The organism is Streptomyces bauhiniae, assembly GCF_004784475.1.
Taxonomy (GTDB): domain Bacteria; phylum Actinomycetota; class Actinomycetes; order Streptomycetales; family Streptomycetaceae; genus Streptomyces; species Streptomyces seoulensis.
The window spans coordinates 445958-470435 of the sequence record NZ_SRRT01000001.1 but is presented as its reverse complement, the minus strand read 5'-3'; the positions used below and the strand labels follow the sequence as shown (position 1 = coordinate 470435).

The following is a 24478-nucleotide window of genomic DNA, read 5'->3' as shown; positions in this document are numbered from 1 at the left end:
CGCGTACCCTGTCCCCCAACCCAGCAGCCCCTTCATGAAGCGAGCCTCCGGCCATGCCCACAACACCTGATATGTCGATGGACATGACAACCGTCGGTGACAGCGGTCTGCTCGACACCCTCCAGCACGAGGTGGCGGTGTTCGCGCGCCGCGCCGAACAGACGCGGCTCGGCGGGGTCGGGCAGGTGCGCAACTCCATGGACCGCGCCGCCTACCTGCTGCTCAACCGCCTCGACAACGAGGGCCCGATGGGCGTCAAGGCGCTCGCCGCGAGCATGGGCATCGACTCCTCCACGGTGACCCGGCAGGTGGCCCCGCTGGTGGACGCGGGCCTGGTCAAGCGCACCTCGCACCCAGAGGACGGGCGCGCGGTGGTGCTCCAGCTCTCCCCGCGCGGGGGCACCCGGCTGGCGGAAGTGCGGGCCTCCAGGCGCCAGTTGATGGCCGAGCTGACCGAGGAGTGGACGCCGGCCGAGCGCGAGAGCTTCTGCGATCTGCTCAGCCGGTTCAACACCGCGCTGTCCGCCCGCATGACCGTCCAGCCGCAGCCGCCCGCGGCCTCCTAGGCCGCGTCCCGGCTCTTGACCCCCGGGGCGCCCCTGGCCTCATATGAGACCGGGCCCGGCGTGCGCGGGTCCCACGGCTTCCGGGGGAGGCGGGGTGCGCGATCGGCGGGGCGTGCGGGACGCCCGCAGGGCACAGGAGTTCGGAGGGTTCGTCGCGGGCGCGGCGGGCCGGCTGCTGCACACGGCCACGCTGCTCACCGCCGAGGCGCCGGACGCCAACCCGCGCGCGCGGCGCCTGCTGACCCGGGCGCTCGCCCACACCTACGCCCACTGGGACCACCCGCCCGGCGAGGACCCCTACGACCGCGCCCGCGGGCATCTGGCGACCCACTACGCGCACGAGGTCTGGCACCGCTCGCGCCCGCACGGCCCGCTCGCCGCGCTGAGCCCGCGCGAACGGCTGGTCCTGGTGCTGCGCCTCTACGAGGGGCTGGCCGACGAACAGACGGCCGCCCTGCTGGGCCTGCCCACCGACCGGGTACGCGCGCTCTGCGACCGGGCGACGGCCACCGTGCTGCATCCGCCGCCCGGCGCCGTCCCGCGCGCGGGAGGTCCACTGCTGAGACGGCTCCAGCCGTGATCCGGCCCGAACGCGAGGCCGCGGTACGGCGGCTGATGGAGGCGGTGCCGGTGGGTGTGCCGCCGGAGCTGCCCGGCGAGGCGGTGCGCCGGGGGGCCCGGCTGCTGCGGCTGCGGCGGGCCGCGCGGCGGCTGCTCTGGCTGGTGCTGTGCGCGGCGGCGGCCGCCTTCCTCACCTGGGCCGCGCTGACCAGGCCGTGGGCGGAGCCGCCGTCGCTGACGACCCCGCCCGTATCCGGCTGGTAGGCCGGACAGCCCGCTTACTTGTCGAGCGCCTGCTTGAGGTCCTCGACCAGGTCGTCCGCGTTCTCGATGCCGACGGAGAGCCGGACCAGGTCGGAGGGGACCTCCAGCAGCGAACCGGCGACGGAGGCGTGCGTCATCCGGCCGGGGTGCTCGATGAGGGACTCGACGCCGCCGAGGGACTCGCCGAGGGTGAAAATCTGGGTGCGGTCGCACACCGAGACGGCCGCCTCCTCGCCGTCCTTGACGCGGAAGGAGATCATGCCGCCGAACGCCCGCATCTGCTTGGCGGCGACCTCGTGGCCGGGGTGCTCGGGCAGGCCCGGGTAGAGCACGCTGCTCACGCGCGGGTGCCGGGACAGCATGTCGGCGACCTTCGTGGCGTTCTCGCTGTGCCGGTCCATGCGCACCGCGAGGGTCTTGGTGCCGCGCAGCACCAGCCAGGAGTCGAACGGCCCGGCGACGCCGCCCATCGAGTTCTGGTGGAAGCCGATCTCCTCACCCAGCTCCTCGTCGGCCACGATCAGCGCACCGCCGACCACGTCGGAGTGGCCGCCCATGTACTTGGTCAGCGAGTGCACGACGACGTCGGCGCCGAGCGCCAGCGGCTGCTGGAGGTAAGGGGTGGCGAAGGTGTTGTCCACGACCAGCTTCGCCCCGCCGGCGTGCGCGACCTGGGCCACGGCGGCGATGTCGGTGATGCCGAGCAGCGGGTTGGAGGGGGTCTCCACCCAGACGGCCTTGGTGCGCGGGGTCATCGCGGCGCGCACGGCGGCCGGGTCGCTGGTGTCGGCGACGGACCACTCCACGCCCCAGCGGGAGGCGACCTTGGCGAAGAGCCGGAAGGTGCCGCCGTAGGCGTCGTTCGGGATGACCACGTGGTCGCCGGGGCTGAGCAGCGTACGCAGCAGGGTGTCCTCGGCGGCGAGGCCGGAGGCGAACGCGAAGCCGCGCCGGCCGCCCTCCAGCGCCGCGAGGTTCTCCTCCAGCGCCGTCCTGGTCGGGTTGCCGCTGCGGCTGTACTCGTAGCCGCCGCGCAGCCCGCCCACGCCGTCCTGCTTGTAGGTCGAGACCTGGTAGATGGGCGGGACGACCGCGCCGGTGAGGGGATCGGCGGTGTTGCCCGCGTGGATCGCCAGAGTCTCGAAGTGCTCGCTGATGTGCCTGTCGCTCATGTGCACCGAGCGTAGTGCGCTCGCGGGTGTGATGGCGGACGCCGGGCTCGGGGCGGGGGCCGGCCGGAGTTTTCCACAGGCTCGCGGGAGGGGTTGGCCAAGTGTCGGCGGGATCTGGTTCGCTTGACGCATGGCGACTCTCTGGCTGCTCCTGGCGCTGGCCCTGCTGGCCTTCGCGCTGCTCCCGCTCATTAGGCGCGGGCGCGGCGGGATCGAGCGTGTGCATCCGGGCCACCCGGACGCCGCCGACCCCGAGCGGTACGGCTTCCTGCGCCAGGAGGAGCTGGACGTGCGGATGCCGGGCCCGGACCAGGACCTGCTGGACGTGCTGGACCTGGTCGGCCGCACCGGTGACTACCGCGCCGCCTCCCAGCTCCTCGCGGGCACGGAGGCGGAGGGCGAGACGCGCTGGCAGCGGGTGCAGGCGTTCGCCGGGGCGGCCTCGCTGGAGCTGCGCGAGCGGCCGGGCGGGATACATGAGACGCCGGGCGGCCAGTGGCTGCGGGTGTGGCGGGCCGAGCAGCCCAAGGACGCGGGCGGCGCGGCGGTGCACGCCGAGTTCCTGGCCCAGCAGGCGTGGCGGACCTCGGTGCCGGGCACGGACGACTTCCGGATCATCATGGAGGAGGCGCGCGACGCCTGTGAGCGGGCCGCGCTGGCCGCCCCCGGCGATCCGGTGCCGCACCTGGTGATGCTGTCCGTGGCGCGCGGACTCGGCTGGTCCCGGCCGGAGTTCGACGAGCTGTGGGGCAAGATCCTCGGTCTCGCCCCGCACCACATGGGCGCCCACCTGGCCGCGCTGCACTACACCTGCGAGAAGTGGCACGGCTCGCGCGAGGAGGCATACGCCTTCGCCGAGGCCGCCGCCGCCCGCGCGCCCGAGGGTTCACTGCTGGCCGCGCTGCCGCTGTTCGCGGTCTTCGAGCATCTGCCGGAGGTGAACCTGGTCGCCGGGTTCTACCGCAGCGAGGTCGTGGTCCGGGCGATACACGGGGCGCTGCACGCGGTGCACTCCGCCCGGCCGGACGACCCGATGCTCGCGCACGTACGGCATCTGCTGGTGTTCTTCCTGGTGCGGGCCGAGCGCTGGGCGGAGGCCATGGACCAACTGGTGCACGTGGACGGTCATGTGGGCGCGCTGCCGTGGAGCCTCTCCGAGGACCCGGCGGAGGCGTTCGCCATCTACCGGGCCCTGGCGGTCGCGGGCTACGAGGCCAACGGCGGCAACCCGGCGACCCTGCCGGGCTGACACCGGCCGTCCGGCCCCGGCCGACCCAGCGGCCCGAGAAATAGGTGTTGCCCCGCTGACCTGCGGTGGGGCATACTCCGCTTGCCCTGGGCTTTGCCCCTGCTTTGCCCGGCTCCGAGTTCCCCCACACTCGGGCGGCGGCACCGTACGGCGGTGTGCGCCTCGTTCGTCTTGCTCCGGCTCGCCCGGTTTCCTGTGGGGGGATCTCTTTTCCGATGGGCGCATCTCTGCGCGCGCTGCGCGCCCTCGTCCTGCTGTCCGGCTTCTATCTGATCAGCCTCGTCCTGCTGGCGGCGCTGGCCGGTGTCGACCTCGCCCTGTTCCACTGGGGGCTGCACGGCTTCGGGGCCGTCAAGATCGTCATCGTCACGGTGCTGCTCGCCGTCCCCGTCGTACGCGGCGTGTTCATGCTGCGCATCCCCACGCCCGAGGACCCGGCCGCCGTCGAGGTCGGCGAGGCCGACGAGCCCCGGCTGTGGGCGCTGGTGCGCGAGGTGGCCGACGCGAGCGGCACCCACGCCCCGGCCCGCATCCTGCTCACCCCGGACGTGAACGCCTCCGTGCGCGAGGACGCCAGGCTGCTCGGCCTGCGCCCCGGCCCGCGCACCCTCACCCTGGGCGTGCCGCTGCTGACCGGGCTGAGCGAGGCCCAGTTGCGTGCCGTCCTGGGCCACGAGTACGGGCACTTCACGGCCGGCGACACCCGGCTGTCCGCGATCGTGGTGCGCGGCCGGGCGCAGATCAGCCGGGTCGTCGAGCAGTTCCACGCCACCGCCGACGGCAAGGTGGCCGACGAGCGCGAGCGCCAGGAGCGGACCGCCGCCAAGCGGATCGCCAAGGGCAAGAAGGCCCGCGAGGTGGACACCCGGCACACCGGCGCGCTGTACCGGGGGATGGCCCGGCTCTACACCTGGTACGCGAAGCTCTATCTGCGGGCCTCGCTGAGCACCGCGCGCGGGCAGGAGTTCGCCGCCGACCTGGCCGCCGCCCGGATCGCCGGACGCGACGCCACCGCCTCCGCGCTGCGCGAGATCCCGGTCCTCTCGGCCGCCCACGGCTTCTACCTCGACTCGTACGCCACCCTGGGTCTGCCCGCCCGGACGCTGCCGCCGCGCGGTCAGTTCTTCGGCGGCTTCGGCCAGTTGCTGACGGCCCGCGCGGGTGAGCTGGAGAAGCTGCGCGCCGGGCTGCCCGAGGAGCCGGAGTCCCGGTACGACTCCCACCCGCCGATGGCCGAGCGGGTGCGCCGTATCGAGGCGCTGCCCGCCGACGGACGCGGCACCGAGGGCGACGGCCCGGCGCTGGCCCTGCTCACCGACCCCGAGCACACCCAGGCGGCGCTGGAGGAAGCCGTCCTGACCGCCGAGGCGCTGGGCTTCCGGCGCACCGCCGACTGGCCGGAGCTGCTGAACGTCGCCATGGCCGAGGGCATCACCACCGCGCAGACCCCGCTGCACCGCGCGCTGACCGCGTACACCGGGCGCCCCGCGACCCTGGCGGACGTGCTCGACGCCATCGACGAGGGCCGGCTGTGGCGGGTGGCCGAGCGGCTGCCACTGTCCGAGGAGGCGGCCGCGGCGAAGGGGCGGGCGTTCCGCCAGTTCGTGCGGCCCGCGCTGGGCGACTCGCTGCGCACGATGGTGCTGGCCGAGTTCAGCGCGCGTTCGCTGCTGAGCTGGGAGTTCTCCTGGTCCCGCGCGGCGGCCGTACGGCTGCCCGGCGCGGCCGACGGCGCCGGGGCGAGCCCCGAGGACGCGCTGGAGGCGGCCGTGGACGCGGCCCTGGCCGACGTGCCCGACACCGCCCCGCTGCGCGCCCTCCTCCCGCCGACGGTCGTCCAGCCCGCCTGAGCCACCCGAACACCCCCCGAACCGAACGGACCCCGCCCGCATGACCGTCCTGCTCTGGATACTGGCCGCCCTGGCCCTGCCCTTCGTGCTCTTCGCCGCCTGGATGGCCAAGGTGTTCCTGAAGGAGTTCTTCTCCGGCAACGCGGAGGCCGCCCTCGAGGCCGAGGAGGCCGCCGCGACCGGCGCCGAGAAGGCCGCCGCCTCGGCCGCGCTCGGTCTGCTGCCCGCCGAGCGGCAGAACACCGACTCGGCCGGCCCGCTGACCCCGGAGACGACGGCCGCGCTCGCGGCGGTCCGGGGCGGCGACTGGCGCCCCGCCGCCGACCTGATGGCCGCCGTCGGCCGGGACTGGGAGCGCCGGTCCGCGCTGACGTTCCGGCTGGCCGACACGGCGGCCGACGACGACGCCTGGCTGCTGGCCTGGGAGTCCGAGCGCCCCGAGGACCCGGACGCGGCCGTGGTCCGCGCCCGCAGCGCGGTGATCCTGGCCTGGCGGGTGCGCGGCGGACAGCGGGCGGAGCACACCACGCGCGAGCAGTCCGACGGGTTCCACCGCACGCTGCTCCAGGCCCGCGAGGAGATCGCGCGGGCGGCGGCGCTGAACCCGGACGACCCGACGCCGTACATCGCGGAGATCTGGCTGGCCCTCGGCCTGGGTTACCCGAACGCCAAGATGGACGACCTCTGGACCAAGATCACGGCCCGCGCCCCGCACCACTACGAGGCGCACTTCTCGGCCCTGCAGTACTGGTGCGCCAAGTGGCGCGGCTCCGAGCGGCTGGCCACCGAGTTCGCCGAGCGGGCCGCAGCCGATGCGCCCGCCGGGAGCCTGCTGACGGCGCTGCCGCTGATCGCGCACTTCGAGCACGACGACTCCGACGACACCGCCGCCGACAACACCCCGGAGATGGTCGCGCGGGTCGAGGCGGCCCTGAAGGACGCGGCCGCCGCCGACCCGGCGCACCCGCGCCTGCCGGAGCTGCGCCACCTGCTCGCCTACTACCTGCACCTCCAGGGCCGCAACGAGGCAGCCGTGGAGCACTTCCGGCTGGTCGACGGCCATGTGGACGCGCTGCCATGGCGGTACCGGAGCGACAAGGCGGAGTACTTCTGCCAGGTCCGCGACACGGCGGTGATGGAGGCCGGAGCGGCTCGCTGAACCGGAATGTCCGGGGCGGCCCAGTCGTTGTAGGGAGTGCCCGTCCGCACCGAGACCGACCAGGGAGACCCCATGCTGTTCGGCCGCACACCGCAGCTCCCCACCCCCGAGCAGGCGCTCGCGGGGCGGGACGTGCCCGCCTTCGAGGTCCCCGCCCGGCACACCGTCCTCGGCAACCCGCTCAACGGCCCGTACCCCGAGGGTCTTGAGGTCGCCGACTTCGGGCTGGGCTGCTTCTGGGGCGCGGAGCGCAAGTTCTGGCAGCTCCCCGCGGGGATCTACACCACGCTCGTGGGCTACCAGGGCGGCTACACCGAGAACCCCACCTACGAGGAGGCGTGCTCGGGCCTGACCGGCCACACCGAGGCGGTCCGCGTGGTCTACGACCCGAAGGTCATCTCGTACGAGCAGTTGCTCAAGACCTTCTGGGAGTCCCACGACCCCACGCAGGGCTTCCGCCAGGGCAACGACGTGGGCACGCAGTACCGCTCCGCGATCTACACCCACACCCCCGAGCAGGCGGCCGCCGCCGAGGCGTCCCGCGCCGCGTACCAGAAGGTGCTCACCGGCTCGGGCCACGGCACGATCACCACGGAGATCCTCCCCGCCGAGGGCCGGCCCTTCTACCCGGCCGAGCCCTACCACCAGCAGTACCTCGACAAGAACCCCGCCGGGTATTGCGGCATCGGCGGCACGGGCGTCTCCTGCCCGATCGGTGTCGCCCCCGCGCAGGGCTGATCGCCCCGCTCAGGGCTGAGCACAGCAGAACGGGCCGCCCGGCCGGAGCCGGGCGGCCCTTCCTGCGCGTAAAACCTCAGATCGTCGCCGTGTCGATCACGAACCGGTACCGCACATCGCTGGCGGTCACGCGCTCGTACGCGTCGTTGATCTCCTCCGCGCCGATCAGCTCGATCTCGGCGCCCACCCCGTGCTCCGCGCAGAAGTCCAGCATCTCCTGGGTCTCGGCGATGCCGCCGATGCCGGAGCTGGAGATGCTGCGGCGCTGGCCGAACATCGACTGGAGGGTGATCTGTACCGGCTCCTCGGGCAGGCCCACGTTGACCAGGGTGCCGTCGGTGCGCAGCAGGGACACGTACTCGGCGAAGTCGAGCGGGGCCGAGACGGTGTTCAGGATGACGTCGAAGGTGCCGGCCAGCTCCTCGAAGGTCTTCGGGTCGCTGGTGGCGTAGTAGTGGTCGGCGCCGAGCCGCAGCCCGTCGTCCTTCTTGCGCAGGGACTGCGAGAGCACGGTGACCTCGGCGCCCAGCGCGTGCGCGATCTTCACGCCGACGTGCCCGAGCCCGCCGAGGCCGACCACGGCGACCTTCTTGCCGGGGCCGACACCCCAGTGCCGGAGCGGGGAGTACGTGGTGATGCCCGCGCACAGCAGCGGCGCGGCCACGTCCAGCTCCAGCCCGTCGGGGATGCGGACGACGAAGTCCTCGTTCACGACGACGTTCTCGGAGTAGCCGCCGTAGGTGGGCTCGCCCTGCTTGTCGGTGTCGTTGTAGGTGAGAGTGGGGCCGCCGCCGGTGCAGTACTGCTCCAGGCCGGCCTTGCAGTTGTCGCACTCGCGGCAGGAGTCGACCATGCAGCCGACGCCCACCCGGTCGCCCACCGAGAACTTGGTGACCTCGGGGCCGACCTCGGTGACCACACCGGCGATCTCGTGGCCGGGGACCATCGGGAAGATGCCCTCGCTCCAGCCGTCGCGGGCCTGGTGGATGTCGGAGTGGCAGATCCCCGCGAACTTGATGTCGATCAGGACGTCATGGGCGCCGACCGGCCGCCGCTCGATCGTGGTCCGCTCCAGGGGGGCCTTGGGGGCGGGCGCGGCGTACGCAGCAACAGTGGTCATGCCGGGGTTCTCCTAAGCTTCGCCGTGGCCCGGACACGGTCTCGACCGGGCACTCCCCCAGCGTGCCCCCATCCTCCGCTCCCACCCAGGTCACGGCTTTGCGTACGACCGCTGTGCCTACCACTGCCGGGGACAGGCTCCGGGGCGTACGATCCCTCGCCGCCCTCGATACTTGAGGCATGGACGAACAGCCGGAGGCGGCCGTGAGCCGCCCGCTGGACCGGCGGGCCGAGCTGAGCGAGTTCCTGCGCAGCCGCCGGGCCCGGCTCAAGCCGGAGGACGTGGGCCTGCCCGACTTCGGCCGGCGCCGCCGGGTGCCGGGGCTGCGCCGCGAGGAGCTGGCGCAACTGGCCGGGGTGTCGGTGGCGTACTACACGCGGCTGGAGCAGGGCAACGGGCGTAACGTGTCGGCGGAGGTGCTGGATTCCATCGCGCGAGCCCTGCGCCTGACCGACGCCGAGCACGCGCACCTGACCCATCTGGCCAAGCCGGCCCCGCACAAGAAGCGCCCGCCGGCCCGCCGGCCCCAGGTACGGACCGCGCTGCAGCACCTGCTGGCCTCGATGGACGCGGTCCCGGCGTACATCACGGGGCGGCGCACCGAGATCCTGGCCTGGAACCGGATGGCGACCGCGCTGTTCGGCGACTGGGGCGGGCTCGCGCCCGAGGACCGCACCTGGGCCCGGCTGGTGTTCCTCTGCCCGGAGTACCGGGAGCTGTTCGTCGACTGGGAGCAGAAGGCGATCGACATCGTCTGCGGGCTGCGCATGGACGCCGGACGCTTCCCGGACGACGCCCGGCTGGCCGCGCTGGTCGGCGAACTCTCCGTCAAGAGCGAGGAGTTCCGCCGCCTGTGGGCCACGCACGACGTGAAGGAGCAGTTCTACGGCGTGAAGCGGCTGCGGCATCCGCTGGTCGGTGAACTCGCCCTGGGCTTCGAGGGGTTGCGGGTGACCGGCGACCCGGATCTCAACCTGATCGTCTACCACGCCGAACCGGACTCCGCCTCGGCCGAGTCGCTGCGCCTGCTGGCCAGTTGGGGCGCGGCGGCGGTACCGACGCTCTGACACGAAAGTGCCGCCCCTCACGAAGAGGGGCGGCACTCATGCGCTCAGGGGTTCTGCGGCGGGATCAGACGGCCGAACCGGCCTTCCACTGCGCCCAGTCCATGTTCCAGCCGTTGAGGCCGTTGTCCGGGGCGACGGTCTTGTCACCGGTGTTCTTGATGACCACCACGTCACCGACGAGGGAGTGGTTGAACACCCAGGCGGCCGGGGTGTTCGGGTCCTTGGCGCCCTTGGTGTCGGAGAGGCCCACACAGCCGTGGCTGGTGTTCTCGTTGCCGAAGATGGACTTCGCGCCCCAGTAGTTGCCGTGCAGGAAGGTGCCGGAGCCGGTGAGGCGGATGGCGTGCGGCACGTCCTTGATGTCGTACTCGCCCTTGCCGTCGTCGTCGGTGAAGCCGACGGTCGCGCCGTTCATCCGGGTCTGCTCGAACTTCTCGGACATGACCATGGTGCCGGCGTAGGTCTTGTTCTCCGGGGAACCGGCCGAGATCGGGATCTGCTTGACGACCTTGCCGTCCTGCGTGACCTTCATCTGCTTGGTCTTGGCGTCGATGTACGAGACCTGGTTGCGGCCGACGTGGAAGGTGACCGTCTTCTGCTGGACGCCGTAGACGCCGTCGGCGCCCTCGACACCGTCGAGCGCCAGCTTCAGCGTGACGGTGGAGTTCTCCTTCCAGTACGTCTCCGGGCGGAAGTCGATCCGGTTGGCGTTGAACCAGTGGCCGACGACCTCCTGGCCGCTGGAGGAGGAGACGGTGATCCCCTTCTGCACGGCGGCCTTGTCGGTGATCGCCTTGTCGAAGTTGATCGACACGGGCATGCCCACCCCGACGGTGCTGCCGTTGTCCGGGGTGAAGTTGCCTATGAAGCTGTTGGACGGGGAGACCGTGGTGAAGGACGCGTTCTCGTGGGCCACGCGGCCGTCGGAGTCCTTGGCCTCGGCGGCGAGCTTGTAGGTGGTCGACCGCTCGAGCTGGGTGGTCGGCTTCCAGCTCAGCTTGTCGGCGGAGAGGGTGCCCTCGACCGGCTTGCCGTCCGCGGTGGTCATGCTCACGCCGGTCAGGGTGCCCTTGGCGACCTTGACCGCGGCCGAGTTGTTGATGGAGGCGTTGTTGGAGCCGTCCTTCGGCGTGATCGTGATCTGCGCCTCGGACGACTTCTGCGCCGCCGCCTCGTCGGCCTTCGCCTGCGAGCTCTCACCGCCGTCGGACGCGCTGGCGTCACCGCCGCCGGAACAGCCCGTGAGCACGAGCACACCACCGAGCAGTGCGGACGCGACCGTCAGGCCCTTGCGCCGCTTACTGTCCGTCATCACACGCTTCTCCATCGTTGCCGAATCCGCCAGAACCCCGAGAATCCCCGTTGAACTCTCTCTCAACGTCACGGCCGCGCCTTCCCGTTCCCCGGACAGGGGTTCTGTGGGGAACACCACGTCCCGTCGTGAGGACGGTCGGTGCGCGGGCCTCCGTGCGCCACTTGTGAGACGAGAAAACCCGGACGGCGGTTGCCGTCCGGGTCATCCGTGCCCCGAATCCGGCGGCCGAAGCCGCCGGGCCGCCTACCGCTCGTTCCGGCCGTCCGCGTCGTCGGCCGGTTCGTCGTCGTCCTCATCATCCTCGCCGAGGTCCCACTCGGGCGAATCCGCGTCGTACGCGGAGTGCTCGCTGGACCAGGACGCCTGCGCCAGCTCCACGCCGGGCACCTCGCTGACCAGGTCGAACGGGTCGACGAGATAGGCCAGCGCCTCGGCGGTGTCTTCCGTCACAGCGCCCTCGGCGTGCGCCCGCTCCGCGTCGGGCAGCTCCGGATCGGTGGCGATGCGGCGCAGCGCGGCCTTGGTCAGCTCGTCGTCGTCGAGCACCTCGAGGACCAGCTCCACTCGAAGGCGTACAAAACGTGATGTCTCTTCAGCGTCCATACGGTGAGCCTAGAACCGAAACCTGTCGTGACTTTCCTGTGACCCGCGATTTTCACTAACATCGCTCCGCACGGCCAATTCGCCAGCGTCACAAGGGGATCGATATTCCGTGGCATCCGCTCGCCGTCCGTTGCTGACCGCCACCGCCGCGGGCACGCTGCTGTGCGCCCTGTGGTTCGTCCCGTCCGCCAACGCCTCGCAGGACGGCCCCTCGACGGGCGCCGGCGCGGCCGGTACGGCGGTCTCCGGGCCGGCGGACTCCGGGAACCCGGACTCGGGGATCACCGAGCAGGTCACCACGGTGTCCGGCCTCGCCGGTCAGACCGCCTCCGACCCGACGCAGTTGGCGGACACGGGAAGCTTCGACACCACGCCGTACGTGGTCTCCGGCACCCTGTTCCTGGCCGTGGGCGCGGGCTTCGTGGTGTATTCGGTGCGCCGGGAACGGCTGGAGTTCTGAGAGGTACCAAGAGAAAGGGGCCCCACCCGCAGGTGAGGCCCCTGAGCGGCGGCTAGCGCAGCGGTCCGGTGACCGTCTCGGCGGCCGCCACCAGCCCGCCCCCGCGCACGAACGCGTCGGCGGCGGCCAGGTCGGGCGCCAGGAACCGGTCCGGGCCCGGACCGCCCACCCCGGCGGCCCGCGCGGCCTCGATCACCGCACGCGAGGCGGGCGCGGGCTCCAGCCCCTCCCGCAGCTCGACGGCACGGGCGGCCGCGTACAGCTCGACCGCGATCACCCGCGTCAGGTTGTCCACAGCGGTCCGCAGCTTGCGCGCCGCCGACCAGCCCATGGAGACGTGGTCCTCCTGCATCGCGGAGGACGGGATGGAGTCGGCGGACGCCGGTACGGCGAGCCGCTTCAGCTCGCTGACCAGCGCGGCCTGCGTGTACTGGGCGATCATCAGGCCGGAGTCCACGCCCGCGTCGTCCGCGAGGAACGGCGGCAGGCCGTGGCTGCGGTTCTTGTCCAGCAGCCGGTCGGTACGGCGCTCGGCGATGGAGCCGAGGTCGGCGGCGGCGATGGCGAGGAAGTCCAGGACGTAGGCGACCGGCGCCCCGTGGAAGTTGCCGTTGGACTCCACCCGCCCGTCGGGCAGTACGACGGGGTTGTCGACGGCGGCGGCCAGCTCGCGTTCGGCGACCAGGCGGGCGTGCGCCAGCGTGTCGCGGCCGGCCCCGGCGACCTGCGGGGCGCAGCGCACCGAGTAGGCGTCCTGGACACGAGGGGCGTCGTCCTGGTGGTGCCCGGTGAGCTGGGAGCCCTTGAGCACCGCGAGCATGTTGGCGGCGGAGGCGGCCTGGCCGGGGTGCGGGCGGATGGCGTGCAGCTCGGGCGCGAGGACCTTGTCCGTGCCGAGCAGGCCCTCCAGGCTGAGGGCGGCGGTGATGTCGGCCGACTTGTAGAGGGAGTCGAGGTCCGCGAGGGCCATGATCAGCATGCCGAGCATGCCGTCGGTGCCGTTGAGGAGGGCCAGGCCCTCCTTCTCGCGCAGCTCGACCGGCTCGATGCCGGCCTCGCGCAGCAGCTCACCGGCCGGCCGTACGACCCCGTCGGGACCCTCGGCGTCACCCTCGCCCATCAGGGCCAGCGCGCAGTGCGAGAGCGGGGCGAGGTCGCCGGAGCAGCCGAGGGAGCCGTACTCGTGCACGACCGGGGTGATCTGGGCGTTGAGCACGTCGGCCATGGTCTGCGCGACCTCGGGGCGTACGCCGGTGTGCCCGGAGCAGACCGTCTTCAGCCGCAGGAACATCAGCGCCCGGACGACCTCGCGCTCGACGCGCGGACCCATGCCGGCGGCGTGCGAGCGGACGATGTTGCGCTGGAGCTGCGCCCGCAGCTCGGGGCTGATGTGCCGGGTCGCGAGCGCGCCGAAGCCGGTGGAGACGCCGTAGACCGGATCGGGTTTGGCGGCCAGCGCGTCCACGATCTCGCGGGCCGCGGCGAGCGCGGCCACGGCCTCCTCCGACAGTTCCACGCGGGCCCCGGCGCGCGCGACGGCGAGGACGTCGTGCGCGGTGACACCGGTGGTCCCCACCACCACAGAGTGCATATCCATATTCAGGAGCGTACGCATTGAATGCGGCGGTGTCACTAGTGGATTGCGTCCGCGCCCCTTACCGGTCCCTGGCGCGGCGGCCCCGGAAACGGCGCCGCTCGTTCTTCGCGGGCGGCGGCGTCTCGTCCGCGAGCCGCACCACCGGGTCGTCCGGGCCCTCCCGCCCGGCCACCACGGGCAGGTCGGCGCGCTCGGCCTTGGCGCGGTACTGCGCGGCGTCGGCCAGCCGGAACAGCCGCCGGGCGTCGTGCACCGGGCCGATGTCGTGCCCGGTGGACGCGACCCCGCAGGCCACCCCCTCGCCCAGCTCCAGCGCGCCCGCCCGGCGGCACAGCTCCACGGCCGCCTGGACCACGTCCTCGGCCGACGGCCCGAGCGCCAGCAGACAGAACTCGTCCCCGCCGAGCCGCGCCGCGAGCGCACCCGGCAGCATCGCGCCGCACAGCGACAGCACCGACCCGAACCGCTCCAGCAGCCGGTCCCCCACCTCGTGCCCCTGGGTGTCGTTGACCTTCTTCAGCCCGTTCAGATCACAGACGACGAGGCTGACCACCGCCCCCTCCGACACATGCTGTGCCACCGCCTCCTCCAGGCGTACGTCCACCGCGCGGCGGTTGGCCAGCCCGGTGAGGGCGTCGGTGAAGGCGAGCCGGCGGGCCTCCTCCAGCCGCTCGGTCTGCGCGAGCCCGGCCGCGACGACCGCCGCCAGTACGGTCGCGAAGTCGGCGTCGCCCCGGTCGAAGACCGGTGTGCCGGTCGCACGGGCCACGTACAGCTCGCCCCATGCCCGGCCGTGCAGCACCACGGGCGCGACCACACAGCAGCCCCTCCCCCGGCGGCGCAGGGCGGCGACCCGCTGGTGGATGTAGCCGGGGGTGCCGGCGGCCGGGCCCTGCGCGGTCTCCACCCAGGCGTTGGGGCCGCCGCCCCCGGCCCAGCGCTCGTGCAGGAACTCGGTGATCTCCGGGAACTGGTGGACCGGGTACGCCTCCGCCTCCGGGAACTCCTCCTCGTCCTCGGCGCGCTTGCCGACGTTCACCAGAACCCGGAGGCGGCCCCGCTCGCGCTCCCACACCGAGAGCGCGGCGAAGTTCCCGGCCAGCGCCCGGCAGGCACCGAGCGCGGCCGCGCGCCAGGACTCCGGCGCGGTGTGCGCGGCCGCCATCCCCTGCGCCAGCCCCACCACGGCAGCGAGCCGATCATCCTCTCCCATCACCCCAGATTAGGGACGAATGGGCACATCAGGGGCATTGGCGCGGGCGATCAGGTGGTCACCGCGGGCTCACTCGCCCGGCCACTCGGGGGTGCGCTTCTCGTTGAAGGCGGCGACGCCCTCGGCGCGGTCGCCGGAGAAGGCGGTGGCCCGCCAGGCCGCGTCCTCGACCTCCAGACCGGCCCGCAGGTCCAGGCCCTGGCCCAGGCGGAGGGCCCGCTTGGCGGAGCGCAGACCGACCGGGGAGTTCTTGGCGATCCTCGCGGCCAGCGCGAGCGCCTCCTCGCGGTCCTGGCCGGCCTCGGCGAGCTGGTCGACCAGTCCGAGGGCGGCCGCTTCCGGGGCCTCCAGCCGACGCGCGGTGAAGATCAGCTCGGCCGCGCGGGCCGCGCCGACGCGCCTGGGCAGCAACTGGGTACCGCCGCCGCCGGGGATCACGCCCACGGAGACCTCCGGGAGCCCGACCACGGCCGTCGCGTCCGCCACGATCAGGTCGCAGGCCAGCGCCAGTTCGAAGCCGCCGCCCAGCGCGAAGCCGTGCACCGCCGCGATGACCGGCACCGGCAGCTCCAGCACGCCGGTGTACGCCCCGCGCGCGACCGGGCGCTGCCGGACGAGGTCCGCGTCGCTGAACGCGTTCCGCTCCTTCAGGTCCGCGCCGACACAGAACGCCCGTTCGCTTGAGGACGTCAGTACGACCACGCGGGCGTCCCGGTCCGCACCGAGTGCCGTGCAGGCCGCCGCGAGCGAACGGGCCATCTCCGTCGACACGGCGTTCATGGCCTTCGGCCGGTCCAGCACCAGCTCGGCCACGTGCCCGTGCCTCCGCACCAGCACGAACTCCCCGTACCGCTCCTCGCCCATGACGCCCTCCGGTTAACGCGGGTTAACTGACTGTGCCCCCGATCATCCCAGCAGACCCGCTCCCCGGAAAAGCCCCGCCCCCACCCGTTCGAGTGAGCCCCCACCCGACTCCGCCCCCACCACCCACACGAGCGCCTAACGTCCCCCACGGCTGACGCCCCCAGCACCCACCGGGAAGGAGCGGAGCCCATGCCACGGAGAAACCAGCCCCCGCCACCCTTCCCTGCAAAATCGGTTCCCCTGGTGTCACCAGCACGGATTCCCACCGACCCCACGAAGACCCCGGGGGTGTCGTTCCGGGTGCGGACGGGGGTGGGTGGGCCGCAGGCGCCGGATACGGGGGTGAAGGGTGCCCGGGTCATCGGACGGCCGCGGCAGCAGGCGAGGCCGACGCCCGCTCAGGGGGTGCCCGCTGCCGCCGCCGACCAGCCGAAGAAGGCCCTGGCCCCTGCCGCTGCCACAGCGGAACTCCCCCTGGCCTCCCGCACCCAGCGCGCCCTGGCCGCCCTGCGGCACGGTCGGCATCGGCGGGGGCGAGCCCGAGTCGTGCTGCTTCTCGGGCTGGCGTCCGCCCTCGCCCTGGGCGTACTGAGTCTCGTGCGGGTCGCTCCCGATTCCGGGCCCGGCACTGCCGAGGCCGAACCCCGGCATCCGTCCACGCTCACCGCCGAGCCCTCGGCCGGGGTGTCCGCGACCGTCGTCGCCGTACCGTCGGCGGCCAAGGCGCCGGTATCCGCCTCACCTTCCACGCGGCCCACGCCCAGCACGGCGAGCAGCAGCCCCAGTCTCGAAGCGAGCCCCGCGCCCACCGCGCGGCCCAGCGAGACCCCGCGAACCGCCGTACAGCAGACCCCCGCCCCACCCGAAGCCGCACCGACGCCCGCACCGACACCGACTCCCACGCCGACACCGAGCACGACACCACCCCCGCCGGACGACAAGGGCCTCTGCGTGCCCGTACTCGGCGTGTGTCTGAAACTCCGGTAGGAGGGCCTCAGCCCGTCTCGCCGCGCCGGGCCAGCAGCCACGGCTCGACCATGCCCAGGCCGCGTACCGAGCGCTGCCACATGGGCTGGAGGGCGAAGCGGTAGTCGGGCGGGGTCTCGCCCTCCTTCTCGGCCGTGGCGGCGGCCTCGGCCGCTTCGGCCTCCGAGGCGGGGGCGACGCCCGTGCGGACGAGTTCCTCCGCGAAGGCGCTGTCGACGAGGACGGCGTCGCGGGGGGCGATCGAGGTCAGCCGGGAGGCGAGGTTGACGGTCGTGCCGAAGACGTCGCCCATGCGCGTGGTGACCGTGCCGAAGGCCATGCCGACCCGCAGCTCGGGCATCGTCTCGTCGTGGGAGAGCGTCTCCACCAGGCGGAGGGCGATGTCGGCGGCGGTGGCCGCGTCGTCGGCGACGTAGAGGACCTCGTCACCCAGGGTCTTGATGAGCCGGCCCCCGCGCGCGGCGACCAGGTCGGCGGCGGTGGTCTCGAACGCCTCGACCAGCTCGCCGAGTTCCTCCTCCTCCATCCGCCGGGTGAGCCGGGTGAAGCCCACCAGGTCGGCGAAGGCGACGGCGAGCCGGCGGTCGACCATCTCCGCGTCGTCCACGTTCTGCACCACGCGCCCCGCGGACGCGGCGAGCTGGCGGCGCCAGACGTAGACGAGGAACTCCTCCAGCTCGGGCAGGAGCAGTTCGATGATCGGGTACGTGACCTCGGTGCGGGTCATGCCCGGCTCGGGGGGCTCGGTCAGCCCCTCCAGGAAGGAATCGATCTGCCATTCGGCCAACCGGGCGGTGGTCTGCCCGGTGGAGCGCGCCACCTGCACCGCCATGGCCTCACTCAGCAGCCCCGCCTCGACCAGACCGGCGAGCCGCCGCAGGGCGAGTACGTCCGCCTCGGTGAGCGCCTTCGCCTGGCCTATGTCGGCGAAGCCCATCGCCCGCCAGAAACGGGACGCCAGCTCCATGGAGACACCGGCACTGCGGGCGGCCTGGAAGGGGGTGTAACGGCGCTCGGCGCCGAGGATGAGCTGTTCGAGGCGGAGGGCGAGCGGGTCGTCGCCGGGGTCGGGGGCATCGGGGTCCACCCGGCCCTCCGCGCCCGCGCCGGAGCCCGTGTCGTCGACGCTCACGCCTGCTGCCCTTCCGATCTGCCGCGGTCAGGTCCGACCGGCCTCAACTCTACGGCAGGTGTGCGCCAGCTCACTCCGCCGGGACCGCCCACCCGGACGCACCCTTCACCCCCTGGAAGCACCGCCCGGCGCGCACAGCGCACGGCAGTCGCGCGGCCCGGTGTCCCCACGCCCCTCTGCCCACTTTCCGGGGCCGGGAACGCCCGTTTTACCGACCCGGAGCAGCCCTACGCAGGACGCAGATGCACGATGTCGCCCGCTCCCACGGCCTCCCGCGTGCCCTCCGCCGTGGCGATGACCAGCCGTCCGTCGCCGTCGATGGCGACCGCCTCGCCCACCAGCGCCCGGTCGCCGGGCAGCTCCGCGCGGACCTGGCGGCCGAGGGTGGCGCAGCCGGCCGCGTAGGTCTCCTGGAGGGTGCTGGTGACGGGGTCGCCGCCGGCCGAGCGCCAGCGGTCGTACCAGGTCTCCAGGGAGCGCAGCACCGAGCGGAGCAGGGTGTCGCGGTCGGTGGAGACCGCGTCGGCCAGCGCCAGCGAACCCGCCTGCGGGACGGGGAGTTCGTCGGCGCGCAGGGTGACGTTGAGGCCGACGCCGACCACCACGCCGTCCTCGCCCGCGCGCTCGGCCAGGATGCCGCCCGCCTTGCGCTCCTCGCGGCCGACGGTGACCAGCAGGTCGTTGGGCCACTTCAGGGCGGTGTCGACCCCGGCCGCGCGGGACAGTCCGGTGGCCACAGCGACGCCGGTCAGCAGCGGGAGCCAGCCCCAGCGTTCCAGCGGGACCCCGGCGGGGCGGAGCAGGACGGAGAAGAAGAGGCCCGAGCGCGGCGGAGCCGTCCAGCGCCGGTCCAGCCGCCCGCGTCCGGCCGTCTGCTCCTCGGCGACCAGTACGGCGCCTTCCCCGGCCTCGCCGGAGCCCGCGCGGGCGACGAGGTCGGAGTTGGTGGAGCCGGTGCGCTGGACCACGTCGACCGAGGTCCACAGCCCGCCCTCGTGGAGGAGCCCGCGGCGCAGCGCGGTCGCGTTGAGCGGGGGGCGGTCCAGGTCGGACCAGCGGCTGGGACCTGAGGCATTGTGCGGCGTCATGCAAGTAACCCTAGGTGTGGGAAAGACCGCACTCCTGAGGGACGGGCCCCGCACTACGCTACGGATGAGTAATCGTCCCCCCTTTTGAGCAGGCAGGGAGCCGCATCCCGATGTCCGAGCCGGAAGAGCGTCACGACACCGACATCCACACGACCGCCGGGAAGCTCGCGGATCTCCAGCGGCGCATCCACGAGGCGACGCACGCCGGCTCGGAACGCGCGGTGGAGAAGCAGCACGCCAAGGGCAAACTGACCGCCCGTGAACGCATCGAACTCCTCCTGGACGAGGAGTCGTTCGTCGAGCTGGACGAATTCGCCCGGCACCGTTCCACCAACTTCGGCCTGGAGTCGAACCGCCCGTACGGCGACGGTGTCGTCACCGGGTACGGCACGGTGGACGGCCGCCCGGTGGCCGTGTTCTCCCAGGACTTCACCGTCTTCGGCGGTGCCCTCGGCGAGGTGTACGGCCAGAAGATCGTCAAGGTCATGGACTTCGCGCTGAAGACCGGCTGCCCGGTCATCGGCATCAACGACTCCGGCGGCGCCCGCATCCAGGAAGGCGTCGCCTCGCTGGGCGCGTACGGCGAGATCTTCCGCCGCAACACCCATGCCTCCGGGGTGATCCCGCAGATCAGCCTGGTCGTCGGCCCGTGCGCGGGCGGCGCGGTGTACTCCCCGGCGATCACCGACTTCACGGTGATGGTCGACCAGACCTCGCACATGTTCATCACCGGCCCCGACGTGATCAAGACGGTCACCGGTGAGGACGTCGGCTTCGAGGAGCTGGGCGGCGCCCGCACCCACAACACCAACTCCGGTGTGGCCCACCACATGGCGGGCGACGAGAAGGACGCGATCGAGTACGTCAAGCAGTTGCTGTCGTACCTGCCGTCCAACAACCTCAGCGAGGCCCCGGTCTACCCGGAGGAGGCGGACCTCGCCCCCAGCGACGAGGACCGCGAGCTGGACGTCCTCGTGCCGGACAGCGCGAACCAGCCGTACGACATGCACACCGTGCTCGAACACGTCCTGGACGACGGGGAGTTCTTCGAGACGCAGGCCCTGTTCGCGCCGAACATCCTCACCGGGTTCGGCCGGGTCGAGGGGCACCCGGTGGGTCTGGTCGCCAACCAGCCGATGCAGTTCGCGGGGTGCCTGGACATCAAGGCGTCCGAGAAGGCCGCCCGGTTCGTCCGCACCTGCGACGCGTTCAACATCCCGGTGCTGACCTTCGTGGACGTGCCCGGCTTCCTGCCCGGCGTGGACCAGGAGCTGGACGGCATCATCCGGCGCGGCGCCAAGCTGATCTACGCCTACGCCGAGGCCACCGTCCCGCTGATCACCGTCATCACCCGCAAGGCGTTCGGCGGCGCGTACGACGTGATGGGCTCCAAGCACCTGGGCGCCGACCTCAACCTGGCCTGGCCGACCGCGCAGATCGCGGTGATGGGCGCGCAGGGCGCGGTCAACATCCTGCACCGCCGCACCATCGCCGAGGCGGAGAGCGCGGGCACCGGCGAGGAGACGCGGGCGCGGCTGGTCCGGGAGTACGAGGACGCGCTGCTCAACCCGTACGTGGCGGCCGAGCGCGGCTACATCGACGCGGTGATCATGCCGTCGGACACCCGCGCGCACATCGTCCGGGGGCTGCGTCAGCTCCGTACGAAGCGGGAATCCCTGCCTCCGAAGAAGCACGGCAACATCCCCCTGTAGGACAGCGCCGACGGGAGCGGTCATGAACATCAAGGTCGTACGAGGCAACCCGACCCCGGAGGAGCTGGCCGCCGCCCTGGCGGTGGTCCGCGCCCGCGCCGTGGCGGCGGCCGAGCCGTCGTCCGGCGCGGAGGGGCCGCGCGACGCGTGGTCGGACCCGGCCCGCGTCGCGGGTCGGCGCCTGCCCGCGCCGGGCCCGGTGTCGTGGTCCCGGACCTACTGGCCCGGGGGCTGAGCAGGAACCTGAGTACGGGTACTCAGGCGCGCGGGCCGGACCGCGCCCCACGCTGGAGCCATGCTGTGGTCAGACCCCGAGAACGAGCCGCCCGAGGAACTCCGTCGCATGGAGGAGAAGCTCAGGCGGCTCGGCCTCTTCATGGCCCTGGCCATGGTGCTGGCGATGATCGTCATCGGGCTGAGGTGAGCACGGCGGCGGCGCTAGGCTGATCGCATGACAGACCAGCGGCGCCGTCTCGTTCTCGCCTCCCAGTCCCCCGCCCGGCTGGGTCTGCTGCGGCAGGCCGGGCTGGCGCCCGAGGTGATCGTCAGCGGATTCGACGAGGACGCCGTCACCGCCCCCACCCCGGCCGAGCTGGCCCTCGCCCTCGCCGAGGCCAAGGCGTCCGTGGTGGCGGCGAGGCCCGAGGTGCAGGGCGCGCTGGTGATCGGCTGCGACTCGGTTCTGGAGCTGGACGGGCAGGCGCTCGGCAAGCCCGCCGACGCCGAGGAGGCCACCGCCCGCTGGAAGGCGATGCGCGGCCGCGCCGGGGTCCTGCAGACCGGGCACTGCGTCTGGGACACCGCCGCCAAGCGGTACGTCTCCGCGACCGCCTCCACCGTGGTCCGCTTCGGCGAGCCCACCGACGAGGAGATCGCCCGCTACGTGGCCTCCGGTGAGCCCCTCCACGTCGCCGGGGCCTTCACCCTGGACGGCCGCTCGGCACCCTTCATCGAGGGCATCGAGGGCGACCACGGCAACGTGATCGGCATCAGCCTCCCCCTGGTCCGCAAGCTGCTGCGCGAACTGGGTGTCGGGATCACGGAGTTGTGGGCGCCGTCCGAGTGATGTTCCGGGTGTCGGCCGTACGGCCCTGAGGGTCACCCGTAGGGGTGGACGTGGGGTTCGGCTCGGGGGCGGCCTCCGGGGCGCCTCCCGCACCGGGCGTGTCGGCCGGACGGGCGCCCGTGCCGCGCGGGCGGTCGTACGTCACCAGCAGCAGCACCAGCAGGGCGAGGACCACCATCATCGCCAGGAACGCGCCCGTGCCCACCAGGCCCCAGGCGACCGCGCCCAGCAGGCCGTTCACCACGGCGGCGCTGATCAGCAGGACGCGGCCGAGGCCGGCCGGGGCGCGGTCGCGCACCGCGACCAGCAGGGCCACCAGGGCGCAGAAGGCGAAGTAGAGCCCGAAGACCACGGCTCCGACCTTCGAGGACGTCGCCATCACATCGGGGTCGAGGCCGGCCAGGGACATCCGCTGGTTGTCCACCACCACGCCGAGCAGCCAGTTCACCGCCGCGACGCCGGCCGCCTCGGCCAGCAGGACGACCGTCACGATCCATGCCACCGGTCTGCGCACCACCGGCCCCACCCCACCTTCGCCGCCGCCCCCGCGCGGATCGCCTGTTACCGGCAGTACGCCGGATCAGCGCGAACGCTACTAATCGGTAGGACGGGGGACAAGACCTCGGCCGGTGGCAAAGAATCATTGGGCCATTCGTAGGGACTCCACAAAGAAACCGCGTGGCCCGCAGCACGCTCTCACAGAGACCTTGGCCACATGGCGGGGCTAGGGTTTTCCGGTGGAGTCCTGCGTACCGAGGTGCGACAAGGGCTTTCGTGGGTCGAGCGGGCCACGCATCACGCTCCGTGTGGGCAAGCTCACCATTGGGGACGGGTCGATGTGCCGTGTCGGCTGTCCCTAAACTCGGCTTGTTTCAAGGAGGGAGCCTCAATCGTGCGCAAGGTGCTCATCGCCAACCGTGGCGAAATCGCTGTCCGTGTGGCGCGGGCCTGCCGGGACGCAGGCATTGCGAGCGTGGCCGTGTACGCCGACCCGGATCGGGACGCTCTGCACGTCCGGGCCGCGGATGAGGCGTTCGCCCTGGGCGGTGACACCCCGGCCACCAGTTACCTGGACATCGAGAAGGTCCTGAACGCCGCGCGGGAGTCCGGCGCGGACGCCATCCACCCCGGCTACGGCTTCCTCTCGGAGAACGCCGAGTTCGCCCAGGCCGTGCTGGACGCGGGCCTGACCTGGATCGGCCCGCCGCCGCAGGCGATCCGGGACCTCGGTGACAAGGTCGCCGCCCGGCACATCGCGCAGCGCGCGGGTGCCCCGCTGGTCGCCGGCACGCCGGACCCGGTGTCGGGCGCGGACGAGGTCGTGGCCTTCGCGAAGGAACACGGCCTGCCGATCGCGATCAAGGCCGCCTTCGGTGGTGGCGGCCGTGGTCTGAAGGTCGCCCGCACCCTCGAAGAGGTGCCGGAGCTGTACGACTCGGCGGTCCGCGAGGCCGTCGCCGCGTTCGGCCGGGGCGAGTGCTTCGTGGAGCGCTACCTCGACCGTCCCCGGCACGTGGAGACCCAGTGCCTGGCCGACAAGCACGGCAACGTGGTCGTCGTCTCCACCCGTGACTGCTCGCTCCAGCGCCGCCACCAGAAGCTGGTGGAGGAGGCCCCGGCGCCGTTCCTCTCCGAGGCCCAGGTCGAGGAGCTGTACCGCGCGTCCAAGGCCATCCTCAAGGAGGCGGGCTACGAGGGCGCCGGCACCTGTGAGTTCCTGGTCGGCCAGGACGGCACGATCTCCTTCCTGGAGGTCAACACCCGCCTCCAGGTCGAGCACCCCGTGACCGAGGAGGTCGCCGGGATCGACCTGGTCCGCGAGATGTTCCGCATCGCCGACGGCGAGGAGCTGGGCTACGGCGACCCCGAGCTGCGCGGGCACTCCTTCGAGTTCCGCATCAACGGCGAGGACCCGGGCCGGGGCTTCCTGCCCGCCCCCGGTACGGTCACCCGCTTCGATCCCCCGGCCGGCCCCGGTGTCCGCCTGGACGCGGGCGTGGAGGCCGGCTCGGTCATCGGCCCGGCGTGGGACTCCCTGCTGGCCAAGCTGGTCGTGACCGGCCGTACCCGCAAGGAGGCGCTGGAGCGCGCCGCGCGGGCGCTGGACGAGTTCCAGGTCGAGGGCATGGCCACGGCCATCCCGTTCCACCGCGTGGTGGTCCGGGACGCGGCCTTCGCGCCGGAGCTGACCGGCTCCAAGGACCCCTTCACGGTCCACACCCGCTGGATCGAGACCGAGTTCGTCAACGAGATCAAGCCCTTCACCGCCCCCGCCGACGCGGAAGCGGACGAGGAGCTGGGCCGTGAGACGGTCGTGGTCGAGGTCGGCGGCAAGCGCCTGGAGGTCTCCCTCCCCTCGTCGCTCGGCATGTCCCTGGCCCGTACCGGCCTCGCGGCGGGCGCCAAGCCCAAGCGCCGCGCGGCCAAGAAGTCCGGCCCCGTGGCCTCCGGCGACACCCTCGCCTCCCCGATGCAGGGCACCATCGTCAAGGTGGCCGTCGAAGAGGGCCAGACCGTCCAGGAGGGCGACCTCATCGTCGTCCTGGAGGCCATGAAGATGGAACAGCCCCTCAACGCCCACCGAGCCGGCACGGTAAAGGGCCTCCTCGCCGAAATCGGCGCCTCCATCACCTCGGGCGCCCCGATCTGCGAGATCAAGGACTGACAAGCTCAGCCGATTGTGGTGAACGCCCGG

The 24478-nt window shown here is 72.6% G+C and carries 25 protein-coding genes; 15 read left to right on the top strand and 10 right to left on the bottom strand.

Annotated features, from left to right (window positions below):
* Positions 1 to 71: 71 nt before the first annotated feature.
* The 3 genes from E5083_RS02260 to E5083_RS31455 all read left to right on the top strand — a co-directional run bounded on the left by E5083_RS02260 (position 72) and on the right by E5083_RS31455 (position 1391).
* On the top strand, positions 72 to 566 hold the full coding sequence (locus E5083_RS02260; protein ID WP_208753969.1) for a MarR family winged helix-turn-helix transcriptional regulator: 495 nt from the start codon (positions 72 to 74) through the stop codon (positions 564 to 566).
* Between the two features lie 94 nt (positions 567 to 660).
* Complete coding sequence (locus tag E5083_RS31460) at positions 661 to 1146, top strand: sigma factor-like helix-turn-helix DNA-binding protein (protein ID WP_208753917.1); 486 nt, start codon at positions 661 to 663, stop codon at positions 1144 to 1146.
* Between the two features lie 35 nt (positions 1147 to 1181).
* Positions 1182 to 1391, top strand: coding sequence for a hypothetical protein (locus tag E5083_RS31455; protein WP_425276691.1), 210 nt, complete (start codon positions 1182 to 1184; stop codon positions 1389 to 1391).
* A 14-nt stretch (positions 1392 to 1405) separates the two neighbouring features.
* Here E5083_RS31455 and E5083_RS02245 read toward each other — a convergent pair whose 3' ends face one another.
* On the bottom strand, positions 1406 to 2563 hold the full coding sequence (locus E5083_RS02245; protein ID WP_135783885.1) for a cystathionine gamma-synthase: 1158 nt from the start codon (positions 2561 to 2563) through the stop codon (positions 1406 to 1408).
* 130 nt (positions 2564 to 2693) lie between these two features.
* Between E5083_RS02245 and E5083_RS02240 the strand changes: the two genes are divergently transcribed.
* From E5083_RS02240 to msrA, 4 genes are all read left to right on the top strand, one after another.
* A complete protein-coding gene (locus E5083_RS02240) occupies positions 2694 to 3812 on the top strand; it encodes a hypothetical protein (RefSeq protein ID WP_135783884.1) in 1119 nt (372 codons plus the stop codon).
* Positions 3813 to 4027: 215 nt separating this feature from the next.
* Positions 4028 to 5662 carry a M48 family metallopeptidase gene (locus E5083_RS02235; RefSeq protein WP_135783883.1) on the top strand — a complete coding sequence of 545 codons (1635 nt, stop codon included), beginning with the start codon at positions 4028 to 4030 and terminating at the stop codon, positions 5660 to 5662.
* Between the two features lie 40 nt (positions 5663 to 5702).
* Complete coding sequence (locus E5083_RS02230) at positions 5703 to 6821, top strand: hypothetical protein (protein WP_135783882.1); 1119 nt, start codon at positions 5703 to 5705, stop codon at positions 6819 to 6821.
* Between the two features lie 72 nt (positions 6822 to 6893).
* On the top strand, positions 6894 to 7559 hold the full coding sequence (gene msrA, locus E5083_RS02225) for a peptide-methionine (S)-S-oxide reductase MsrA (RefSeq protein WP_135783881.1): 666 nt from the start codon (positions 6894 to 6896) through the stop codon (positions 7557 to 7559).
* Positions 7560 to 7635: 76 nt separating this feature from the next.
* Here msrA and E5083_RS02220 read toward each other — a convergent pair whose 3' ends face one another.
* A complete protein-coding gene (locus E5083_RS02220; protein WP_135783880.1) occupies positions 7636 to 8679 on the bottom strand; it encodes an NAD(P)-dependent alcohol dehydrogenase in 1044 nt (347 codons plus the stop codon).
* Between the two features lie 179 nt (positions 8680 to 8858).
* Here E5083_RS02220 and E5083_RS02215 point away from each other — a divergent pair, with 179 nt between their 5' ends.
* The gene (locus E5083_RS02215) at positions 8859 to 9746 is read left to right on the top strand and encodes a helix-turn-helix domain-containing protein (RefSeq protein ID WP_135783879.1); all 888 of its coding nucleotides are present in this window, start codon (positions 8859 to 8861) and stop codon (positions 9744 to 9746) included.
* Positions 9747 to 9810: 64 nt separating this feature from the next.
* Here the strand turns inward: E5083_RS02215 and E5083_RS02210 are convergent, their stop codons facing one another.
* Positions 9811 to 11073 carry a L,D-transpeptidase gene (locus tag E5083_RS02210; protein WP_208753915.1) on the bottom strand — a complete coding sequence of 421 codons (1263 nt, stop codon included), beginning with the start codon at positions 11071 to 11073 and terminating at the stop codon, positions 9811 to 9813.
* 231 nt (positions 11074 to 11304) lie between these two features.
* A complete protein-coding gene (locus tag E5083_RS02205) occupies positions 11305 to 11664 on the bottom strand; it encodes a hypothetical protein (protein WP_135783877.1) in 360 nt (119 codons plus the stop codon).
* Positions 11665 to 11773: 109 nt separating this feature from the next.
* Here E5083_RS02205 and E5083_RS02200 point away from each other — a divergent pair, with 109 nt between their 5' ends.
* On the top strand, positions 11774 to 12124 hold the full coding sequence (locus E5083_RS02200; RefSeq protein ID WP_135783876.1) for a hypothetical protein: 351 nt from the start codon (positions 11774 to 11776) through the stop codon (positions 12122 to 12124).
* Between the two features lie 52 nt (positions 12125 to 12176).
* Here E5083_RS02200 and hutH read toward each other — a convergent pair whose 3' ends face one another.
* The 3 genes from hutH to E5083_RS02185 form a co-directional block, all read right to left on the bottom strand.
* Positions 12177 to 13715: a histidine ammonia-lyase gene (hutH, locus tag E5083_RS02195; RefSeq protein WP_135784397.1), complete on the bottom strand. Its 1539-nt coding sequence runs from the start codon at positions 13713 to 13715 to the stop codon at positions 12177 to 12179.
* A 64-nt stretch (positions 13716 to 13779) separates the two neighbouring features.
* Positions 13780 to 14934, bottom strand: a complete 1155-nt coding sequence (locus E5083_RS02190) for a GGDEF domain-containing protein (RefSeq protein WP_135783875.1) — start codon at positions 14932 to 14934, stop codon at positions 13780 to 13782.
* 69 nt (positions 14935 to 15003) lie between these two features.
* Positions 15004 to 15798 carry an enoyl-CoA hydratase/isomerase family protein gene (locus E5083_RS02185; RefSeq protein ID WP_135783874.1) on the bottom strand — a complete coding sequence of 265 codons (795 nt, stop codon included), beginning with the start codon at positions 15796 to 15798 and terminating at the stop codon, positions 15004 to 15006.
* Positions 15799 to 16203: 405 nt separating this feature from the next.
* On the opposite strand from E5083_RS02185, the gene E5083_RS02180 reads away from it, so the two are divergent.
* A complete protein-coding gene (locus E5083_RS02180) occupies positions 16204 to 16785 on the top strand; it encodes a hypothetical protein (RefSeq protein ID WP_244317355.1) in 582 nt (193 codons plus the stop codon).
* A gap of 7 nt (positions 16786 to 16792) precedes the next feature.
* Here the strand turns inward: E5083_RS02180 and E5083_RS02175 are convergent, their stop codons facing one another.
* Both E5083_RS02175 and E5083_RS02170 read right to left on the bottom strand, forming a co-directional pair.
* On the bottom strand, positions 16793 to 17917 hold the full coding sequence (locus E5083_RS02175) for an adenylate/guanylate cyclase domain-containing protein (RefSeq protein ID WP_130331781.1): 1125 nt from the start codon (positions 17915 to 17917) through the stop codon (positions 16793 to 16795).
* A 227-nt stretch (positions 17918 to 18144) separates the two neighbouring features.
* Complete coding sequence (locus E5083_RS02170; protein ID WP_135783873.1) at positions 18145 to 19005, bottom strand: biotin--[acetyl-CoA-carboxylase] ligase; 861 nt, start codon at positions 19003 to 19005, stop codon at positions 18145 to 18147.
* 110 nt (positions 19006 to 19115) lie between these two features.
* On the opposite strand from E5083_RS02170, the gene E5083_RS02165 reads away from it, so the two are divergent.
* Genes E5083_RS02165 through E5083_RS02155 form a run of 4 tightly spaced genes read left to right on the top strand, consistent with a single transcriptional unit; the run spans position 19116 to position 21783 of the window.
* The gene (locus E5083_RS02165; protein WP_135783872.1) at positions 19116 to 20717 is read left to right on the top strand and encodes an acyl-CoA carboxylase subunit beta; all 1602 of its coding nucleotides are present in this window, start codon (positions 19116 to 19118) and stop codon (positions 20715 to 20717) included.
* Positions 20718 to 20739: 22 nt separating this feature from the next.
* Positions 20740 to 20952, top strand: a complete 213-nt coding sequence (locus tag E5083_RS02160) for an acyl-CoA carboxylase epsilon subunit (RefSeq protein WP_135783871.1) — start codon at positions 20740 to 20742, stop codon at positions 20950 to 20952.
* 60 nt (positions 20953 to 21012) lie between these two features.
* The gene (gene mmpB / locus E5083_RS31950) at positions 21013 to 21141 is read left to right on the top strand and encodes a morphogenic membrane protein MmpB (RefSeq protein WP_267974112.1); all 129 of its coding nucleotides are present in this window, start codon (positions 21013 to 21015) and stop codon (positions 21139 to 21141) included.
* A gap of 27 nt (positions 21142 to 21168) precedes the next feature.
* Entirely contained in the window at positions 21169 to 21783 is a 615-nt protein-coding gene (locus E5083_RS02155) for a Maf family protein (RefSeq protein ID WP_135783870.1), read from the top strand.
* On the opposite strand, the gene E5083_RS02150 is transcribed toward E5083_RS02155, so the two are convergent.
* Complete coding sequence (locus tag E5083_RS02150; protein WP_167513435.1) at positions 21755 to 22300, bottom strand: hypothetical protein; 546 nt, start codon at positions 22298 to 22300, stop codon at positions 21755 to 21757. The two genes, E5083_RS02155 and E5083_RS02150, sit on opposite strands and share 29 nt — an antisense overlap.
* Before the next feature lie 375 nt (positions 22301 to 22675).
* Here E5083_RS02150 and E5083_RS02145 point away from each other — a divergent pair, with 375 nt between their 5' ends.
* Positions 22676 to 24448 (top strand): acetyl/propionyl/methylcrotonyl-CoA carboxylase subunit alpha, encoded by a 1773-nt coding sequence (locus E5083_RS02145; protein ID WP_135783869.1) that lies wholly within the window; start codon positions 22676 to 22678, stop codon positions 24446 to 24448.
* Positions 24449 to 24478: the final 30 nt, after the last annotated feature.

Coding starts and splice junctions, on each gene's coding strand:
- E5083_RS02260 (WP_208753969.1), top strand. CDS start 72: ATGTCGATGGACATGACAACCGTCGGTGACAGCGGTCTGCTCGACACC.
- E5083_RS31455 (WP_425276691.1), top strand. CDS start 1,182: ATGGAGGCGGTGCCGGTGGGTGTGCCGCCGGAGCTGCCCGGCGAGGCG.
- E5083_RS02245 (WP_135783885.1), bottom strand. CDS start 2,563: ATGAGCGACAGGCACATCAGCGAGCACTTCGAGACTCTGGCGATCCAC.
- E5083_RS02240 (WP_135783884.1), top strand. CDS start 2,694: ATGGCGACTCTCTGGCTGCTCCTGGCGCTGGCCCTGCTGGCCTTCGCG.
- E5083_RS02235 (WP_135783883.1), top strand. CDS start 4,028: ATGGGCGCATCTCTGCGCGCGCTGCGCGCCCTCGTCCTGCTGTCCGGC.
- E5083_RS02230 (WP_135783882.1), top strand. CDS start 5,703: ATGACCGTCCTGCTCTGGATACTGGCCGCCCTGGCCCTGCCCTTCGTG.
- msrA (WP_135783881.1), top strand. CDS start 6,894: ATGCTGTTCGGCCGCACACCGCAGCTCCCCACCCCCGAGCAGGCGCTC.
- E5083_RS02220 (WP_135783880.1), bottom strand. CDS start 8,679: ATGACCACTGTTGCTGCGTACGCCGCGCCCGCCCCCAAGGCCCCCCTG.
- E5083_RS02215 (WP_135783879.1), top strand. CDS start 8,859: ATGGACGAACAGCCGGAGGCGGCCGTGAGCCGCCCGCTGGACCGGCGG.
- E5083_RS02210 (WP_208753915.1), bottom strand. CDS start 11,073: ATGGAGAAGCGTGTGATGACGGACAGTAAGCGGCGCAAGGGCCTGACG.
- E5083_RS02205 (WP_135783877.1), bottom strand. CDS start 11,664: ATGGACGCTGAAGAGACATCACGTTTTGTACGCCTTCGAGTGGAGCTG.
- hutH (WP_135784397.1), bottom strand. CDS start 13,715: ATGCACTCTGTGGTGGTGGGGACCACCGGTGTCACCGCGCACGACGTC.
- E5083_RS02190 (WP_135783875.1), bottom strand. CDS start 14,934: ATGGGAGAGGATGATCGGCTCGCTGCCGTGGTGGGGCTGGCGCAGGGG.
- E5083_RS02185 (WP_135783874.1), bottom strand. CDS start 15,798: ATGGGCGAGGAGCGGTACGGGGAGTTCGTGCTGGTGCGGAGGCACGGG.
- E5083_RS02170 (WP_135783873.1), bottom strand. CDS start 19,005: ATGACGCCGCACAATGCCTCAGGTCCCAGCCGCTGGTCCGACCTGGAC.
- E5083_RS02165 (WP_135783872.1), top strand. CDS start 19,116: ATGTCCGAGCCGGAAGAGCGTCACGACACCGACATCCACACGACCGCC.
- E5083_RS02160 (WP_135783871.1), top strand. CDS start 20,740: ATGAACATCAAGGTCGTACGAGGCAACCCGACCCCGGAGGAGCTGGCC.
- mmpB (WP_267974112.1), top strand. CDS start 21,013: ATGCTGTGGTCAGACCCCGAGAACGAGCCGCCCGAGGAACTCCGTCGC.
- E5083_RS02155 (WP_135783870.1), top strand. CDS start 21,169: ATGACAGACCAGCGGCGCCGTCTCGTTCTCGCCTCCCAGTCCCCCGCC.